Here is a 17540-nt window from a genome sequence, read left to right as displayed (position 1 = left end):
GCGATGAACGACCCGCACCCGCCCGAGCTGGCCGAGCGGGTGCTGCGCGAGCAGGTGGCCGCGGTCCACGCCAATGCGCCGGGTGCCTATCTGGCGGACTTTCTCACGGCGCAGTCGCTGGGCATCGGTCTTTTCCTGGCCACGTGGCGCTGGCAGGTGCTGCTGTGGATGGCGCTGCACCTGGCGTTGACGCTGCGGCGCGCCTACAGGCGCTATCAGCGCAGCCCCGATGCGGCGGCCCACCCCGAGTACTGGGCGCGTTTCAATGCGCGCAACGTGCTGCTGCGCTCCTGCGTCTGGGGCCTGGCGCCGTGGCTGTGCGTGCCGCCGGGGCGCAACCTGGGGCTCTGGGTGATGGTCATCGTGATGATGATGGGCGGCTGCGCCGGCGGCGCGCTGTCGCTGGCGGTTCTCAAGCGCAACATCCCGCGCTTCATCGTGCCCAGCATGGCGAGCCTGACCCTGGCGCTGGCCTGGCGCGGCGACAACACGCACCTGTTCCTGGCCACCGGCTGCCTGCTGTACATGTGCGTGATGATCATGTTCGCGCTGCAGCACCACCGGCTGCTGACCGCCGCGCTGACCATGCGTTTCGAGAAGGAGGCGCTGGCCGAGCAGCTGAGCCACCAGATTGCCGCGACCCAGCGTGCCAGCCAGGAGAAGACGCGCTTCCTTGCGGCAGCGAGCCACGATCTGCGGCAGCCCCTGCACGCCATTGCGCTGTTCGGGGCCGTCATCGAGAAGAAGCTCAAGGGCAGCCAGGACTGGGACCATGCGGCACGCTTGATGGATGCGGTCGGAACGCTCGGCGATTCGCTCGACATCCTGCTGGACATCTCGCGGCTGGATGCTGGCGAAGTGGCGCCGCAGATCAGGCCCGTGGAGCTCAACCCGCTGTTCCTCGCGCTCAACAATGTGTTCGCCGCGCAGGCGACCGACAAGGAACTGCAACTGCGGCTGCGCGCCACGCCCTGCTGGGTGCTGAGCGATCCGCAGCTGCTGCAGCGGCTGCTGTCCAACCTCGTGGACAACGCGCTGAAGTACACGGCGCGCGGCGGCGTGGTGGTGGCTGCCCGCGCACGCGGGCCGCTGGTGTGGATCGACATCTGCGACACCGGCATCGGCATCGCGGACGAGCACCTCGGCCGCATCTTCGACGAGTTCTATCAGATCGGTAATCCGGGCCGCGATCGGGCGAAGGGGCTGGGCATCGGGTTGTCCATCGTGCAGCGGCTCTCGCGCCTGCTGGCGCATCCGCTGCAGGTGCGTTCCCGCCTGCAGCGCGGCAGCCGTTTTCGCCTGGTGCTTCCGGCGGTGACGGCCTCGGGCGTGGTGCCGCTGGCTGCACGCCCGGGCATTGCGGCGCCGTTGCCGCGGCGCGTGCTGCTCATCGACGATGAGGCCGCGATCCGCCAGGCCGTCACCGGGCTGCTGCAGGCCCACGGCGTGGCCATAGATGCGGTGGCCGGCGAGGAAGAGGCCGAGGCCGTGCTCGCGCAGGCCGCGCACGGAAGCGATCCTGTCGACGTGCTGTTGTGCGACGTGCGGCTGGCCGACGGTGCCGACGGACTGGCCGCCGCGCAGCGGCTGCGTGCCCGCTTCGGCCCCGGCCTGCGGGTGCTGCTGATCACCGGCGAAACCGCGCCGCAGCGACAGCAGCAGATGCACGACTCGGGGCTGCAGGTGCTGCTCAAGCCGGTTGCTGCCGACAGGCTGCTGCAGGCCCTCGCATCGCTGGCAACACACGAAGCGACGCCCGCGCGCATGCGCGCCTGAGCATCTTTTTTTCTGCGCGTTGCGATGACCTTCGACACTGGATCGGGGGTGTAGCCCACCCTACCGTGGAGCCTTCTCGTTCACTCCACTTGAAGCAAGGAAGGCCCATCATGAATATCACTCGTACCGTTTCCCGTGCATGGCGTACACCAGCCGCGCTGCTTATGACGAATCTGCTGCTGGCGGCCTGCGGGGGTGGAGGGGGTGGAGGCGGAGGCTTCCCTGGCTTCGCGGTTGCTCCCGCGCCGGCACCGGCGCCCGCTTCGCAGGGAACGCCTGCACCTGCGCCTGCGCCCGCGCCGGAAGACACCACGCTCTCCATCACCACGCAGCCGTCGGATACCACTATCGGCCAGGGTGTGGCCGCCACGTTGAAGGTGCAGGCGGTGCACGCCACCGCCTACCAGTGGCAGCGCAGCGCCGACGGCGGTGCCAGCTGGAGCGATGTCTCCGGCGCCACCGGCGACAACTTCACCACGGGCGCCAGTCAACTGGCCGACAGCGGCCAGCAGTTGCGCGTGCGGGTGACGGGCGCCGACGGCAGCGTGACCAGCCGCCCCGCCACGCTGACGGTCAAGCCCTGGGTCGCCAGCGTCTTGGCGACCACGGGCGTGACCTACAACCATCCCTATCAGCTCGTGCTCGACGCCAGCGGCGCGAATCTCTACGTGGCCATGGGCGGCAACGGATCGGTCTACAGGATCGCCACTGCCAGCGGCAGCGGCGCGGAGGTGACGCCGGGCACGACCATGAACACGCCATTCGGCCTGGCACTGTCGGCCGACGGCACCCTTTACGTGAGTGACAAGCACCGCATCAACAAGATCGCCGCCAACGCAACGACGTTCAGCACATGGGTCGGCGACACCAGCAGCGGGTACGCCGACAGCCCGGCCGCCGCGATGTTCAGCAACCCCGCCAGCATTGCGCTGGACGGCGCGGGCAACCTGTTCGTGGCGGACACCGAGAACAAGCGCGTGCGCAAGATCGCGGCCGACGGCACCGTGAGCACGCTCGCGGGCGACGGCACGCAGGCCTACCTCGACGGCGTGGGCACGGCGGCCCAGATGGCGCGCCCGCAGGGTCTCGCACTCAGCCGCGACGGCCGCACGCTCTACGACACGGACACCGACAGCCCATGCCTGCGCAAGATCGACGTGGCCAGCGCCACGGTGAGCACGCTGCTGGGCGATTGCGCCAACGGCAATGCCGGCGCCGGCACGGTCGACGGGACCGCCGCCACGCCGGCCAAGCTCGGCTATTCGTACGGCGTGACGGTGGATGCGCGCGACAACGTGTTCCTGACCCAGGCCTGGGACGGCGTGGCGCGCGTGGTCACGCCAGGGGGCGAGATCACCACGCTGCGCGACGGCAGCGGCACGGCGCTCGCGTTCAACTTCCCGATCGGCGTGGCGGTGGCCGGCGACGGGACCGTCTACGTGGGCGCATCGAACGGCAACCAGATCTTCAAGCTCACGCTGGCGCCCTGAACGGGGGAGAGGCTGCGGCCGCCTGTGGCTTCGCAGGCGTGCTTCGCCGCGGTTCAGGCCGCCTGCTGCTTTTCCCGTGCAGCCTTCGGCGCCTCGCTTCGCGCCAGCCACAGTCCACTGGCCACGATCAACGCTCCGCCGCCCAGCGTCCATGCATCGGGCGCGGCCTGCCAGAACACCCAGTCGAACAGGAGCGCCCAGGCGAGGGCGCTGTATTCGAAGGGAGCGATGGCGGCGGCCTGGCCATGGCGGAAGGCCTCGGCGATGGCCGCCTGGCCCAGGAAGCCGCTGATGGCCAGGCCCGCGAGCAGCCACATGTGCTGCGGCTGGATGGGCACCCAATGCGGCGCCGACGCCAGGGTGCCGCCCACGGCCATGCCGAACGTGGTCCAGAACACCAGCGAGGCGCTCGGCTCTGTGCGGCTGATGAGCCGGCCCAGCATGTTCGACAGCGCATAGCAGGCCGCGGCCACCAGGATCGCCAGTGCACCCGTCGAGAGGAAGGCCCCCTGCTCGGGCCGCAGCGCGATCACCACACCGGCGAAGCCCAGCCCGATGGCGATCCAGTGCCGCGGCTGGACCGACTCGCCCAGCATCGGCACGGCGATCAGCACCATCAGCAGCGGAGCGATGAAGGTCAGCGTGTAGGCCTCGGCCAGGCCCAGGGTCTTCAGGCCGTGCACGAAGAGCACGAGCATCGTCATGTTCAGCGCGGTGCGCAGCAGGTGCAGGGGCCAGCGCAGGCGCCGGTTGAACACGCCGGCCGTCTCACGCCGCCACAAGGTGTACAGGCACACCAGGGGCAGGGCAGTGAGGCCGCGCAGCGCCATCACCTGCACCGGCGGGTAGTGGCTGGACAGGTTCTTCAGCACGGCGTCCATGCAGGCGAAGAAGGCACAGGCCATCAGCATCGCGGCGATGCCGCGCAGGGTTCCGGTCGGTTGCATGTTCGGGGCGTGTCTCTTGGTAGTGGCCGGGAAGGGGCCTTGTTCCTGGCCGTCCGGCACAGGTGCTGCGAACGGTTGGTCGCGGCAGGAGTCCGTGGCCTGAACTTGCGCTGGGCAGTTCTTCCGGATCGACTGCGACGAGTCGTCGAGCATACCGGCCGACGATGCAAGCTGTTTCGTCGAGGGCCTGGGTGCGGCTATTTGAGTTTCGCTATCGCTTCTTCAGCCTTCGTCCGAAAGACCCGCAGTGCAGGCAGGAAACCGCTGTAGTCCGTGTGATTCATTTTGTTTCATATGTAATATGAAAAGTAATGCAAGAGAGCGGCAGCCGAGCGTTCCTCATTGGGAGAAATTGGTTTTACAACGAGGATCATCGGATGAATTTGTGTTACAGAACGGTGTGGAATTCGGCGCTTGGCGCCTGTGTGGCAACTGCCGAGAACGTGCGAGCCGCGCGGTCTGGTAGAGCGCAGGGTTCGCGGCGTACCGCCACTGCGAGTGCGGCCCTGACATTGGCCGCGTTGGCCGCCGGCGGAGCCGCACAGGCTGCGCCCTTCACCGCCGCCACCGAGGCGGAACTGATCACGGCCATCAACGACGCCAATGCCAGCCCGGACCTGAGTTCCACCATCACCGTCACCAAGGCCATCACGGTCACGACGACGTTGCCCCAGCTCTCGTCGAAAGTGACCGTGAATACCGGCACGTTCGCCACGACCATCGGGTCGGCTGCCGGGGCCACGCTGGACCTCCAGACGGGTGCGACCTATCAAGCCGCCGCCGCCATCCAAGTGGGCTCCACCGCCAACACGGCCGGGACCGTGGTTGCCCAGGGCAGCGGTGCCACCTTGTCAGCCACTGCCCTCACGACCGGGGCGGGGCAGAGCACGATCAGCATTCTCGATGGCGCTTCCGCCGTCTTCACGGGCAACTTGAACACCGGCGCGGGCTCGGCCACCGTCAACGTGGGGAAAGGCGCCTCGCTGTCGGCGAGCAATCTGAACACGGGCACGGGTCAGACCGCGATCAACGTGGTCGGCGGCGGAAAGATCACACTCGGCACCAATGCCAACCTGGGGGGTGGCAACGGCCTGGCGAACGGGGGCATCACGGACGTTGTGGTGAGCGGAACCGGCTCTGCCCTGCAGTTCACGGGGGCCAGCGGCTACTACCACCATGCCGGCACGCTCGAAGTCTCCGCTGGCGGTTTCGTCGGGGCCAACACGGTCCAAGTCGGTTTCAGGGCGGGCGACATGTTCACCGCGACCGTGACGGGCCCAGGGTCTGTTTTCGGCAGCGTCAACAACAATTTGAGCATCGGCGGTGCAGGGACTGCGACGGTCACCGTGGCAGAGGGGGCCACACTGAGGTCGGGCATCAGCGGGGGCAACCCCCTCTCCCTGTCCAACTCTGCGACCGGCGTGTCGATCTTGAACATCGGTGCTCCGGTGGGAAGCGCTGCTCTGTCACCCGGTGTAGTGACGGCAAGCGGCATCACCTCCAGTGCCGGCCAATCGACGATCAACTTCAACCACAACGCAAGCAACTACGAGTTCGCGGTGCCAATCGGCGGAAATGTCATCGTCAACCAGATCGGCAGCGGCACGACCGCGCTGACGGGGGCCAACACCTACGCCGGCGACACCACCATCACCGCGGGCACGCTACAACTGGGCAACGGGGGCACCACCGGCTCGATCTCCGGCAATGTCGTCAACAACGCCACGTTGGCCATCAATCATTCGAATGCCTTCGGCTTCGCCGGCGCCATCAGCGGCGGCGGCGTCCTCCAACAGTTGGGCGCGGGCACCACGACGCTGACCGGAACCAACTCGTACACCGGCGGCACTGTCGTGCAGGCCGGCCGGCTGCTGGCCGGCAGCGCTGGTGCCTTCGTGCAGAACACCGCCTACACGGTCAACGGCGGCACGCTGGACCTGGGCGCGTGGGACCTCACCGCCTCCAGCCTTTCCGGTACTGGCGGCACCGTAGCGCTGAACGCCCAGACCCTCACCGCCAACCAGGCCGGTGACAGCACCTACGCTGGCGCCATCACTGGCACGGGCGGCGTCGTCAAGTCCGGTGCCGGTGTGCTCACGCTCTCCGGCACAAACAGCTACAGCGGCACCACCTCCGTGACGCAAGGAACCCTGCGCGCTGGCGCAGTGAACACCTTCAGCTCGAAGAGCGCGACGGTCGTTGCCAACGGCGCGACGCTCGACCTCGCGGGCTACAGCCAGACCCTGGCATCCGTGAACAACAGCGGTACGGTGAGCCTCGCCGGCACGACGCCAGGCACCACGCTCACCGTCACCGGCCCGTGGGTCGGCAACGGCGGCACGCTGCGCCTGGGCACCGCGCTGGGCAACAGCAGCAGCGCGAGCGACAGGCTCGTGCTCAGCGGAGCGACCGCCATCGCCAGCGGCACGACCAACGTGCAGATCACCAACCTCGGCGGCCTGGGCGCATTGACCAGCGGCAATGGCATCGAGGTCATCAGCGCGATCAACGGTGCGACGACCACCGCGCAGACGACGAAGAACGCCTTCGCGCTGTCCGGCGGACACGTCGATGCCGGCGCCTACGAGTACCGGCTGTACGCTGCCGATGCAGCCGGCGCGGGCGAGAACTGGTATCTGCGTTCGACTGTCGCGGCCGTGCCGCCGACAGATGGAGGTGGAACGGGAACGGGCGGTGGCTCAAGCGGCGGCGTTGTCGTGCCGGCCTACCGTGCCGAGGTTCCTCTCTACGCGGTGCTTCCCGAGCAGTTCCGACAGGCCAACCTGTCGATGCTTGGCAGCCTGCATTTGCGCATGGGCGACAGCATCCGATCCGCCACCAACGACGCCGGCTCTGCCATCGCCGGCCAGAGCTATCGCCAGGCGTGGGGCCGCGTCATCAGCACCGACCGCACCACCAGCCAGGCCGGCACCGTGAGCCCGACCAGCAGGGGCCGGCTCACCGGCTTCCAGGCCGGCACCGACCTCTGGGCCGACGCACACTGGCGCGCCGGTGTCTATGTGGGGCAGCTCGACGGCGACATGCGCGTCAATGGTTTCGCCAGCGGCCTGCTCGACCTCGGCGTGGGCATCAACGACCTCAAGAACCAGTACGTCGGCGTCTACGGAACCTGGAAGAACGACGGCGGACTGTATGTCGACGGCGTGCTGCAGGGCGGCCGCCACCGCTACACCGCATCGCCCACGCTGGGCCTGGGCAGCGGCGGCAAGGGCAGCAGCGTGCTGGCCTCGGTCGAGGTGGGACAGTCCTTCGGCATCGCGGCCGGCTGGACCATCGAGCCGCAACTGCAGTTGGTGCACCAGCGCGTGAACCTGGACGACACAGGCATCGTCGGTGCGTTGATCCGCCAGGACAGCCACGACGGCTGGCTCGTGCGTGCCGGCGTGCGGGTCAAGGGCGAGATCGATACCAGCGCGGGGCTGTTTCAACCCTATGCGCGGCTGAACCTCTATCACTCCGGCGGCGGCACCGATGTGGCGCGCTTCATCGGACCGGCCGGCTTTGCGGACATCGCCACGCGCACGGGCGGCAGCAGCGGCGAATTGGCGCTGGGTACGTCCTGGCAACTGAGCCGCAGCACCAGCCTGTATGGCGAGCTGGGCAAGCTGTGGGACATGAGCGGCGATGCGCGCAACAGCAGCGGCGTCAATGCCAGCGTGGGCGTGAAGGTGCTCTGGTAGGGCTCTTTCAGGCGGCGCGGTTTGGCGCGTCGCCGTCGATCACCAACGTCGGCTGCCCCTTGGCAGGCTCGGCGCCGGGGTCTTGTCGCCGGGTCGAGCCAGCCGTCAACCGTCACTCGTGCGTGCCATCTGCGGCACATCGAAGCGTTCGGCGGCCTGCGGCTCGCCGAGCGCGACGAAACGCACCGAGCCGCACAGGCAGCCTCCGTCACGTCGAATGTCCAGGCAGCTTTTCTTCGATTCGCGCTAGGCCCGGAACCAGATCCGCAGCGTCACGTATATCGCGTAGCCGAGGGCGAGCAGCAGCCACACCAGGTAGAACATGTTGGACCAGTACTCGCCGGCGTGCGTCGCCAGCGTGTAGACCTGCCCTGCGCATGCCTTGCCGAGGCAAGGCACCTCGCCGCGGACCAGCGCGCGCAGCACCGCGAAGAGGAGATAGCACGCGACGCCACCGGTCACCAGAAGGCCCACGGGCCCGACGAGTCCCTTGGTGAGTTCGTCGTTTTCGTCACGGCGCCCCTTTCGAAGCAGGTTCTGCCCGAACCTGTACCAAGCGAATCCGAGCAGGAGCATCAGCGAGTAGTAGAGGAGGTCACGCATGGGGTCGCAGTGTAGTGATGGGGCCGGGAAGGAGGACCTGCATCTCGTCCACGATGTCATGTCCTTCTTGTTCAGTCGATCTGCCCGCCCACCGGCGCGGCAGGGGCGACGCATTTGAACATCGGCCAGCGCATGTCGATTGCCCCGAGGGCCAGTGCGAAGCGCCCGGCACCGGACGCGTGCGCCCACAATGGCGACGCAAGCATCATCCAAAACCCGTCCCACCGCGTAGAAACACTCATGGCACGCGCTCCGGCGTGCCCCCGACGAGAAGAAAACCGCACATGTCGCAGGACATCGCATTCGCCATTCATCGCATGCAAAGGGGCCTGGTGACCGACACCGTGGTCCTACACGGCATTCGCCGCCTGCCTGAGGACCGGCTCGCCGGGCTGTTCGGCTTCGACCCCGGGCAGCGCCGGCAGGGACGCCACCATCTCTTCGAGCGCCGCGGATGAGCGCGCTCGTGGGAATCGCACTGTCGGGCCTGGCGCTGACTGCGTCGCTGGCCTTCCTCACCTGGCTGGCGAGCCTCGCCCGGCATGACGCGAGCCTGATCGACCGCATGTGGTCGGTCTTCATCGTCGGCGCGGGCCTCGTGTACTTCGCGCTCCTGCCGGTGCAGACGGTGCGCGGGCTGTGGATGGCGGTGCTGGGGGCGGCGTGGTCGGTGCGGCTGTGCCTCTACATCACCTGGCGCAACTGGGGCCACGGCGAAGACCGGCGCTACCAGGCGATCCGCGCGCGCAACCAGCCGAACTACGGCTTCAAGAGCCTGTATCTGGTGTTCGCGCTGCAGGCGGTGCTGGCGTGGATCGTTTCCGCGCCTTTCCTCGCCGGCATGGCTGCCGCGCGGCCGATGGGCCTGCTCGATGCACTGGGCGCGGCGCTGGCGCTCTTCGGCATCTTCTTCGAGGCCATCGGCGACGCGCAGATGGCGCGCTTCAAGGCCGACCCGAAGAGCGCGGGCCAGGTGATGGACCGCGGCCTGTGGCGCTACACGCGGCACCCGAACTACTTCGGCGAAGCCTGCGTCTGGTGGGGCATCTGGCTGATGGCGATGGGCGGAGCGGGATGGAGCGGCGCCTGGAGCATCGTGTCGCCGCTGCTCATGACCGTGCTGCTGCTGAAGGTCTCGGGCGTGCACATGCTCGAGGCGGACATCGGCGAGCGCCGGCCCGCGTACCGCGACTACATCGCGCGCACCAACGCCTTTCTTCCGGGGCCGGTGAAGGACGGCCGCCGCAAAGCGCAGTGATGAAAAGGGCAGTGATGAAAGGGCGCGGTCGGTGGCACCATCCGGGTCAGTGAAGCCTTCATTGAAACCCCTGGTGATGCGCATCGTCTTCTGGAGCGTGCTCGTCGCCGCGCTGGCCATCCTCGCGGGCGTGGTGTACGAGCAGTACGGCCGCTATCGCGCGGCGCGGGACTTTCCCGCGCCGGGGAAGATGGTCGACATCGGCGGCGGCCGGAGGATCCAGCTCGATTGCCGGGGCGCCGGCTCGCCCACTGTGGTGTTCGAGGACGGGCTGAGCATCGACGGCTCGCTGAGCTGGGCGGCAGTGCAGCCGGCCGTCGCGCAGCGCACGCGCGCCTGCTCGTACAGCCGCGCCGGACTGATGTGGAGCGACGCTTCCAATGCGCCCCGTAGCGCGAAGCAGGTGGCGCAGGACCTTCGCGAGGCGTTGATGCGCGCGGGCGAGCGGGGGCCTTTCGTGCTGGTGGGCCAGTCGCTGGGCGGCCTCTATGCGACGACTTTCACGAGGTACTTCGGCTCCGAGGTCGCGGGGTTGGTCCTTGTCGATCCTTCGCATCCGGACCAGGTCGCGCGCGTCGCGGCCTTCATGACGGAAACACGTTCGCTGCGCTCCCGCATCGCCGTGTCGCTGGCATGGACCGGACTGCTGCGCGCCGCGGCCCCGTCGCTGCTGCCGCAGGCGCCGAATCAGACGGAACACGATGCGCAAGCGGTTCGCGCCTTCGCGCCGAAGTCGATGGTCACGCAGATGGCCGAGGGCGACGCCACCGACGCCGTGCTCGCCGAGGCCGGCGCCTTCCGCGACCTGGGCAGCCGCCCGCTGGTGGTGCTCACGGCGATGGCGCCGTACACCGGGTCGGAGCTGCGGGGAATGCAGATCACGCCGGAGCAGGGTGTCCAGGTGCAGGCCATCTGGGAAAAGATGCACGAGGAGATGGCGGCATGGTCCTCGAGAAGTGCCCACCGCCTGCTGCCGAAGGCTGGGCACGACATCCAGTTCGACGACCCGCGTGCGGTGGTCGAGGCGGTGCTGTCGGTCGTGGAGGCGGTGCGCGCGGAGGGCGGCACCCCTCCGGGCTGAATGTGGCATCCCTCCGGGCTGAATGCGCGGTCCTTCCTGCGGTCTACCAGCGAACCCTCACGCCCACGCTGCCTTCGATGCCGTTGCTGCGGGTGCGCACGCTGCCGCCCGACGACCACAGCTTGCCCAGCTCCGCATAGATGCTCGCGCCCTGCGTGAGCTGGAGCGTGGCGCCGGCCGCCAGCTCGGTGCTCGTGCCGCCGGTGCGCGTGGCGATGTCGGTGTATGCCGCCGGGCCGATGAAGCGGCTGGTGTCGGTGCCGCCGCCGCTGCGGTAGACGTTGAAGCGCACGTAGGGCTGCAGCAGCCCGGCGGAGGTGGCGATCTCGCCCTTCACCCGCACGCCGGCGCGCGCGAGCCAGCCGCTGTGGCTGTTCTGCCGCACCAGCGCGCCCGCGATGCTGCCGTCGTCGAGGCTGATGCGCTGGTGCACCAGCTGCAGCTGGGGTTCGATGGTCCAGCCCGGGGCGATGCCGAAGGACTGGCCCACCTCGATCGAGGCCAGCACGCTGCGGCCCTTGCCCGAGCTGCCGAAGCTCAGCGTGGGCGACGTGATGTAGCTGTGGCGCCCGGCCTGCAGCACGCCGTCCACGTACAGGCCGCTGTCGTTCTTCCAGGTGGCGTAGCCGCCCAGGTACTGGCTGCGCAGGTTGTTGGTGCCGGCTCCGTAGCCCACGATGCCGCGGGCGAAGCCGCTCACGCTCATGTCGCCCTCGAGCTCGCCGACGTACACGCCGGCGCGCCAGTGGGCGTCGGCCCACAGGTCGGTGCCTGCCTGGAAGCCGGTGAGGCGGCCCTTGCTCGTGGGGCTGACGGTGCCGGCCTGCGAGATGGTGCGGTCGGTGCTGAGGATGCGGGCCCATGCCTGGCGGTAGCTCTGCTCCGGCGCGGCGGGTGCGGCGATGGCGGTGCCGCCGTCGTCGCCCATGCGCTGGTGCATGTTGCCCAGCATCGAGAGATTGGCCTGGCGGAACTGCTCGGGCAGCGCGGCATAGAGCGGCACTTCGGCGCGGTAGGTGGGAATGGTCACGACGGCTCCGCCGCCTGAGCTGCCACCGGCGCTGCTGCCGCCGCTGCCGGTTCCGCTGCCACCGCCGGTCGCGGGAGGCACGACGACGGCGGCCGTGGAGCGCAGGTACCAGTTCTCGCCCGCGCCGGCTGCATCGGCCGCGTACAGCCGGTACTCGTAGGCGCCCGCATCGACGTGTCCGCCGGACAACGCGAAGGCGTTCTTCGTCGTCTGCGCGGTGGTCGTCGCGCCGTTGATCGCGCTGATGACCTCGATGCCGTTGCCGCTGGTCAATGCGCCCAGGCCGCCGAGGTTGGTGACCTGCACGTTGGTCGTGCCGCTGGCGATGGCGGTCGCGCCGCTGAGCACGAGCCTGTCGCTCGCGCTGCTGCTGTTGCCCAGCGCGGTGCCCAGGCGCAGCGTGCCGCCGTTGCCGACCCACGGGCCGGTGACGGTGAGCGTGGTGCCCGGCGCGGAACCCACCAGCGAGACGGTGCCGCTGTTGGCCATCGACGCGATGGTCTGGCTGTTGCCGGCCAGGTCGAGCGTGGCACCGGTTCCCACGGTGAAGGCGCTGGCGCTGCTCAAGGTGTTGACCGCGCCTGCGCGCAATGTGCCCGCCGCGACGTTGGTCGCGCCGGTGTAGACGTTGGCGCCTGACAGCGTCAGCGTGCCTGCGCCGCTCTTCACCAGGTTGCCCGCGCCCGAGATCGGGCCCGACCAGCCCATGTCGTTGCCGTTGGTGTCGAAGGTGCCTGTGCCGCCCAGCAGCAGGGCGTTGCCCGGATTCAGGCCGCCGGCGCCCGCGACGATGCTGGCCGTGGCGCCGCTGTCGATGGCGACGGCGCCGGTCAGCACCGAGCCGGTGCTCAGCGTCAGGCTGTTGCTGCCGCCGGTGAACTCGACGGCAGCGGCGCGGGTGACGCCGTCGCCGCCCAGTCCGCCCGAGATGCCGCCGCTGTTGGTGATGGCGAGGTTGGCGCCCGCCACGCCGGCGCCGCCGGCACCGTTCGCGCCGCTCGCGCCCCCGTTGCTGTTGGCGCCGCCCGCGCCGCCGTTGCCGCCGGTGATGGTGCCGTTGTTGGTCAGCGCCGTGCTGGCGCCCGTGGCCTGCAGGCCGATGCCGCCGTCGCCGCCCGACCCGGGCGTGCCGGTGCCGCCCGCGCCGCCGCCGGCGGCACCGCCTGCACCACCGGCGCCGGCGGTGACCGTGCCGGAGTTGACCACCGACACGGCGCTGCCCGCCAGCGTGATGCCGTTGCCGCCAGCACCACCGCCGCCGCCGGAGGCATTGGCGCGCGCCGGCAGCAGTTCGGAGCCGCCCGCGCCGCCGGCACCGCCCGCGATGGAGCCGTTGTTGGTGAAGGTGATGCCCGAGGTCGTCGTGTTCAGGAAGAAGCCGACGCCGCCGCTGCCGCCGCCACCGCCTTGCGAGAAGGCGTCGCCGCCCTTGCCGCCGGCGCCGCCGATGGAACTGCCGGATGCCGTGTAGTTGCCGGTCGGCGCGACGAGGATGGAGCCGTAGCCGCCGGCTCCGCCGCCGCCTGCCGCCCAGTAGCCGTTGCCGCCCGCGCCGCCGGCGCCGCCCGTGTAGCTGTCGGAAGAGGAGGTCACGCCGCTGCCGATGGTCGAGCCCTGGAAGCCGCCGCCACCACCGCCGCCGTAGCCGTTTCCGTTGGAGAAGTCGCCGGTCTGCGACTGGCCTGCGCCGCCGCTGTCGCCCTGGAACGCGCCGGGGCCGACGGCGTTGGTGCCGGCTCCCGCCGCGCCGCCCGTGCCCGCGGTGGCGCCGCCGAAGGTGCCGATGTTGGCGTTGGCGCCGGCAGTGGGGCCGGCATCGGTCGACGATCCGCCGGTGCCACCGCTCGCGTTCACCGACGTGTCGTTGAAGCCGCCGGCGCCGCCGCTGCCGTTGCTGCCGCCCGAGCCCGCATTCAGCGATGTGTCGCCCACGGGCTGGCCGCCGGCACCGCCCGCCGCGATCGCCGGTCCGGCGCCCAGCAGCAGCATCGCGACGGCGAAAGCCCCGAAATCGGCCGACTTTGCCGATCGTGCATGGCCGCGCGATGTCTCGGGGGCGGCTACCCAGGTGCCGCGGGCTGGATTCCAGAGGGTCCGAAAAATCTTGTTCATGGCTTCAAGTTGTTCATTCGCTACCTGAACGGGCAGGCTCCCGCGTGCGGGCGCACGTTCTCCTGCGCCAGCACATGCCGTCTTTTCGATTTACAAGTGAAAAATGTAAGTACGCGTACGGGCCCGCGATATGCCCGGAAGCGGGTACCCCGGTGAAGGCCGATCGGTAGGGCGAACGGTGCGGTCGGCGCCTCGAGCAGCCCGGGATTGAGGACCAAGGCGCTACACGCGCGGCGCGATCCCGCGAAGGCATACCCTGAACTGCGTCAAGAAGTAACCAGTGTTTCGCGCGAAATACAAAGCCGCCAATCGGGGATCGGGCCGGAAACAAGTCAGCCGCGTGCCGGGCGGCGAGGGCGCTTCCTCATTTCCTGCTCGCGCGCCTGCCCGTGTCCGAGGCTTCGGAGGTAGGCGCAGAACATGTCGGCCATGGCGTCCGAATAGGCGGTGATCTCCGCGTCGGTCCGCGGGCTTTCCGAGAACTGCTTTCCCACCGCGCTGAACGTGGTCGTGATCAGCTCGCTGGCCAGCGCGCGCACGGCTTCGTCGGCATCGGGCAGGGCCTCGCGCATGAAGGCCTGCATGATTCGGTCGCCGGCGGCTCGCGTCTCATGCGCCTCGGGCGCATCGCGGTAGAGCGGGGCGGCGTCGCTGAGCGCCACGCGCATCCCGGCTTCCTCGCACTCCGAGCGGACGAAGGCATGCACCAGCATGCGCAGCCGCTCCAGCGGGGGGCGCTGCGCGTCTTCGAGGATGCCGCAGAGCATGCCGCTCGTCTGCTTCCACTCGTCGCTCTGCAGCCGGAAGAGGATCGATGCCTTGTTCGGGAAGTACTGGTACACCGACCCCACGCTCACGCCGGCCCTCTCGGCCACGCGCGTGGTGGTGAAGCGCCGGGCGCCTTCTTTCTCCAGAACCTGAAGGGCTGCCTCGAGGATCGCGGCGACGAGTTCGTTGGAGCGAGCCTGCTTGGGCTTTCTTCTAGAGGAGAGCGGCGCGCCTTTTCGTTCTGTCATGGGCTGGGTTCGCAACGCGAATAGGAAATGTGAATGTTCCTTCATATTATGAGCGCACCTCAATCCAACACGAAGACCCTGTGACCACACTCAACACCACACCGCTGGCGCCCCTGCTGGAGCGCCTGTTCCATGAGGCCGCCGAGGCATCGCCCGCGATGAGCGCCGCGATCGCCGGCTTCTCCGACGAAGAGCGCGCGCAGCTGATGCGCAGCAAGAGCGGCTACCTCGATCTCTACGCGCGGCTCAAGGACGTTCCGCTGCCCGTCTCGCGCGAGACCGGCGCGCTGCTCTACATGCTGGCGCGCGGCGGCGCGCGGAACATCGTCGAGTTCGGCACATCTTTCGGCATCTCGACGCTGCACCTCGCCGCGGCCCTGCGCGACAACGGCGGCGGCCGCCTCGTCACCACCGAGTTCGAACCCTCCAAGGTGGCGCGTGCCCGCCGCAACCTCGAGGCCGGCGGCCTTGCCGACCTGGTCGAGATCCGCGAAGGCGACGCGCTGCAGACGCTCGCAGCCGAACTGCCCGACTCGATCGACCTGCTGCTGCTCGACGGCGCGAAGGCGCTCTATCCGGAGATCCTCGCGCTGGTCGAGAGCCGCCTGCGACCGGGCGCATTCATCGTCGCCGACAACGCCGACCACAGCCCCGAGTACCTGGCCCACGTGCGCTCGCCGGCTTCGGGCTACATGTCCGTTCCGTTCGGCGACGACGTCGAACTGTCCATGCGGCTCGGCTGAACCGGCCGACGCATTGAACCCCACGCGGACGCCACGGCGTCCGCGGTGCCAGTCGCACTGGCCGTAAGCGTCTGACGTCAATCAACGCACTCCACGACCCTCGCCGGTCGGAGTGCGTTCGCGTGCGCGCTCCGATCGGCAGGGACACAGAAAACCTGGACGACACCATGACTCCTCAATCGACACAGTCGACACGGTCGACGAACTCATCATCCCCGGCATCGACGCGCGATCCCGCGCAGGGCCGCCTGCTGCTGCTCGCGGCCATCCTCTTCATTTCATATCTCTGCGTGGGCATGTCCCTGCCCGTCGTTCCGATCTTCGTGACCGGGCAGCTCGGGCTGGGCAACGTCTGGGCGGGGCTCGGCGTCGGCATCGCCTTTCTCGCCACCGTGCTGAGCCGGGCCTACGCCGGCACGCAGTCCGACCGCGCCGGGGCCAGGTCCGCGGTGATGCGCGGGCTGGTCTTCTACGTGAGCGGGGCGCTGGGCTCGCTGGCGGCGGGCCTGCTGGCGCAGTCACCGTGGACGGCCTACCTCGTCCTGCTCGCGGGCCGGTTGCTGGTCGGTCTCGGCGAAAGCCTGGTCGGTGTCGGCATCATCGGCTGGGGCATCGGGCTCGTCGGCCCGGCGCGCTCGGGCAAGGTGCTGGCGTTGGTCGGCGCCGCGATCTACGGCGCGCTCGCGGTGGGCGGGCCGATCGGCCTCGCACTGCAGCAGCGCTTCGGCTACGCCGGCGTGATGGGCGTGGGCCTGGTCCTGCCCTGCCTCGGCATGCTGGCGATCTGGCGCATGGCCGGCGTGCCCGCGCATCCCGGCGCCGAGCGTCCGCCGTTCTGGCGCGTGATCGGCCAGGTGTGGCCGCACGGGAGCATCGTCTGCCTGCAGGGCATCGGCTTCGCGGCCATCGGCGCTTTCTTCACGCTGCATTTCCTCGACCAGCACTGGCGCTTCGCCGGGCTGGGGCTCACTGCCTTCGGCGGCGGCTTCGTGCTGGTGCGCGTGCTCTTCGGGCATCTGCCGGACCGCGTGGGCGGACTGCCCGTGGCCATCGGCTCGCTGGCCGTGGAGACCGTGGGGCAGGTGCTGATCTGGAGTGCTTCGGATCCGCTCGTCGCCCTTGTCGGTGCCTTCCTCACGGGGCTCGGCTGCTCGATGATCTTTCCGTCGATGGGGCGCGAGGTGGTGCACCTTGTGCAGCCGCATCTGCGCGGCACGGCGCTGGGCGGGTTCTCCGCCTTCCAGGATGTCGCCTACGGACTGACGGGCCCGCTGGCCGGATTCCTCGCCGACAGGGCTGGCTATGGCGGCGTGTTCCTGGCCGGCGCGGGCGCGGCGGCCGCGGGGCTGGTGATCGCGATCAGCCTTCGCCGGGCTCAGACACGCTCTCGGTCCTGATCGCGCAGGCTGCCTTGGCCTTCATCAGCTCGACCTCGAGCTCCGCCTTCAGTTCGGCCGCCACCTTCTCCGGCTCCTGGCGCAACTCCATGATGTCGCGCTCGCCAACGCACAAGCCGTCGAGCCGCACGTAGATGCGCGCGAAGTCGCCGCCCATCGCACGCGCCACGTCGCCGAGGCATTCGGCCAGCGTGACGAAGCCGCCGTTGCGGTACGAGCTGGGAGGTATCACGCCCCTGGAGCGGGGCGCGCGAACGGAGTAGGCATACGACGCGGCTTCCTTGCGCAGCTCCACCACCGGCTGCAGGCCACGCTGTGCTTCCCCTGTTCTTTTCATGGCCGCAGTGTAGATGCGGCGATACCCGGTGACCAGCCGGCCACCGGCC

General features: G+C 69.3%; 14 protein-coding genes and 1 pseudogene. 9 read left to right on the top strand and 6 right to left on the bottom strand.

Going from position 1 to position 17540, the window contains the following annotated elements:
- Nucleotides 1-3 precede the first annotated feature (3 nt).
- Together FHT32_RS00235 and FHT32_RS35280 are read left to right on the top strand one after the other, a co-directional pair.
- Complete coding sequence (locus FHT32_RS00235; RefSeq protein WP_176662677.1) at nucleotides 4-1776, top strand: hybrid sensor histidine kinase/response regulator; 1773 nt, start codon at nucleotides 4-6, stop codon at nucleotides 1774-1776.
- Between the two features lie 110 nt (nucleotides 1777-1886).
- Entirely contained in the window at nucleotides 1887-3266 is a 1380-nt protein-coding gene (locus tag FHT32_RS35280; protein WP_176662676.1) for a hypothetical protein, read from the top strand.
- A 53-nt stretch (nucleotides 3267-3319) separates the two neighbouring features.
- On the opposite strand, the gene FHT32_RS00225 is transcribed toward FHT32_RS35280, so the two are convergent.
- Nucleotides 3320-4213, bottom strand: a complete 894-nt coding sequence (locus FHT32_RS00225; RefSeq protein ID WP_176662675.1) for a DMT family transporter — start codon at nucleotides 4211-4213, stop codon at nucleotides 3320-3322.
- 311 nt (nucleotides 4214-4524) lie between these two features.
- Between FHT32_RS00225 and FHT32_RS35330 the strand changes: the two are divergent.
- Both FHT32_RS35330 and FHT32_RS00220 read left to right on the top strand, forming a co-directional pair.
- Nucleotides 4525-4722: pseudogene (locus FHT32_RS35330) on the top strand (ESPR domain-containing protein); the annotation flags it as partial.
- Between the two features lie 12 nt (nucleotides 4723-4734).
- Nucleotides 4735-7914, top strand: a complete 3180-nt coding sequence (locus FHT32_RS00220) for an autotransporter outer membrane beta-barrel domain-containing protein (protein ID WP_256098820.1) — start codon at nucleotides 4735-4737, stop codon at nucleotides 7912-7914.
- A gap of 246 nt (nucleotides 7915-8160) precedes the next feature.
- On the opposite strand, the gene FHT32_RS00215 is transcribed toward FHT32_RS00220, so the two are convergent.
- Together FHT32_RS00215 and FHT32_RS00210 are read right to left on the bottom strand one after the other, a co-directional pair.
- Nucleotides 8161-8517 carry a hypothetical protein gene (locus tag FHT32_RS00215; RefSeq protein WP_176662673.1) on the bottom strand — a complete coding sequence of 119 codons (357 nt, stop codon included), beginning with the start codon at nucleotides 8515-8517 and terminating at the stop codon, nucleotides 8161-8163.
- Between the two features lie 71 nt (nucleotides 8518-8588).
- On the bottom strand, nucleotides 8589-8759 hold the full coding sequence (locus tag FHT32_RS00210; protein WP_176662672.1) for a hypothetical protein: 171 nt from the start codon (nucleotides 8757-8759) through the stop codon (nucleotides 8589-8591).
- 42 nt (nucleotides 8760-8801) lie between these two features.
- On the opposite strand from FHT32_RS00210, the gene FHT32_RS00205 reads away from it, so the two are divergent.
- From FHT32_RS00205 to FHT32_RS00195, 3 genes are all read left to right on the top strand, one after another.
- Complete coding sequence (locus tag FHT32_RS00205; RefSeq protein ID WP_176662671.1) at nucleotides 8802-8975, top strand: hypothetical protein; 174 nt, start codon at nucleotides 8802-8804, stop codon at nucleotides 8973-8975.
- Nucleotides 8972-9775, top strand: a complete 804-nt coding sequence (locus FHT32_RS00200; RefSeq protein WP_176662670.1) for a DUF1295 domain-containing protein — start codon at nucleotides 8972-8974, stop codon at nucleotides 9773-9775. Before FHT32_RS00205 ends, FHT32_RS00200 begins: the two co-directional genes overlap by 4 nt.
- Nucleotides 9776-9836: 61 nt before the next feature.
- Complete coding sequence (locus FHT32_RS00195) at nucleotides 9837-10856, top strand: alpha/beta fold hydrolase (RefSeq protein ID WP_256098819.1); 1020 nt, start codon at nucleotides 9837-9839, stop codon at nucleotides 10854-10856.
- Between the two features lie 43 nt (nucleotides 10857-10899).
- On the opposite strand, the gene FHT32_RS00190 is transcribed toward FHT32_RS00195, so the two are convergent.
- Both FHT32_RS00190 and FHT32_RS00185 read right to left on the bottom strand, forming a co-directional pair.
- Complete coding sequence (locus tag FHT32_RS00190; protein WP_176662669.1) at nucleotides 10900-13998, bottom strand: autotransporter outer membrane beta-barrel domain-containing protein; 3099 nt, start codon at nucleotides 13996-13998, stop codon at nucleotides 10900-10902.
- 332 nt (nucleotides 13999-14330) lie between these two features.
- Nucleotides 14331-15014: a TetR family transcriptional regulator gene (locus tag FHT32_RS00185; RefSeq protein WP_176662668.1), complete on the bottom strand. Its 684-nt coding sequence runs from the start codon at nucleotides 15012-15014 to the stop codon at nucleotides 14331-14333.
- An 80-nt stretch (nucleotides 15015-15094) separates the two neighbouring features.
- Here FHT32_RS00185 and FHT32_RS00180 point away from each other — a divergent pair, with 80 nt between their 5' ends.
- Nucleotides 15095-15757: an O-methyltransferase gene (locus FHT32_RS00180; protein WP_176662667.1), complete on the top strand. Its 663-nt coding sequence runs from the start codon at nucleotides 15095-15097 to the stop codon at nucleotides 15755-15757.
- Nucleotides 15758-15924: 167 nt separating this feature from the next.
- Nucleotides 15925-17154 (top strand): arabinose transporter, encoded by a 1230-nt coding sequence (locus FHT32_RS00175; RefSeq protein ID WP_176662666.1) that lies wholly within the window; start codon nucleotides 15925-15927, stop codon nucleotides 17152-17154.
- On the opposite strand, the gene FHT32_RS00170 is transcribed toward FHT32_RS00175, so the two are convergent.
- Nucleotides 17117-17491 carry a hypothetical protein gene (locus tag FHT32_RS00170; protein WP_176662665.1) on the bottom strand — a complete coding sequence of 125 codons (375 nt, stop codon included), beginning with the start codon at nucleotides 17489-17491 and terminating at the stop codon, nucleotides 17117-17119. The genes FHT32_RS00175 and FHT32_RS00170 overlap by 38 nt on opposite strands.
- Nucleotides 17492-17540 lie beyond the last annotated feature (49 nt).

The sequence above is a fragment of the Variovorax sp. SG517 genome, from assembly GCF_013376045.1.
Lineage (GTDB): Bacteria > Pseudomonadota > Gammaproteobacteria > Burkholderiales > Burkholderiaceae_C > Variovorax.
Note: the sequence above shows the minus strand (reverse complement) of the source record. Positions and strands in the feature narration are given on the sequence as shown.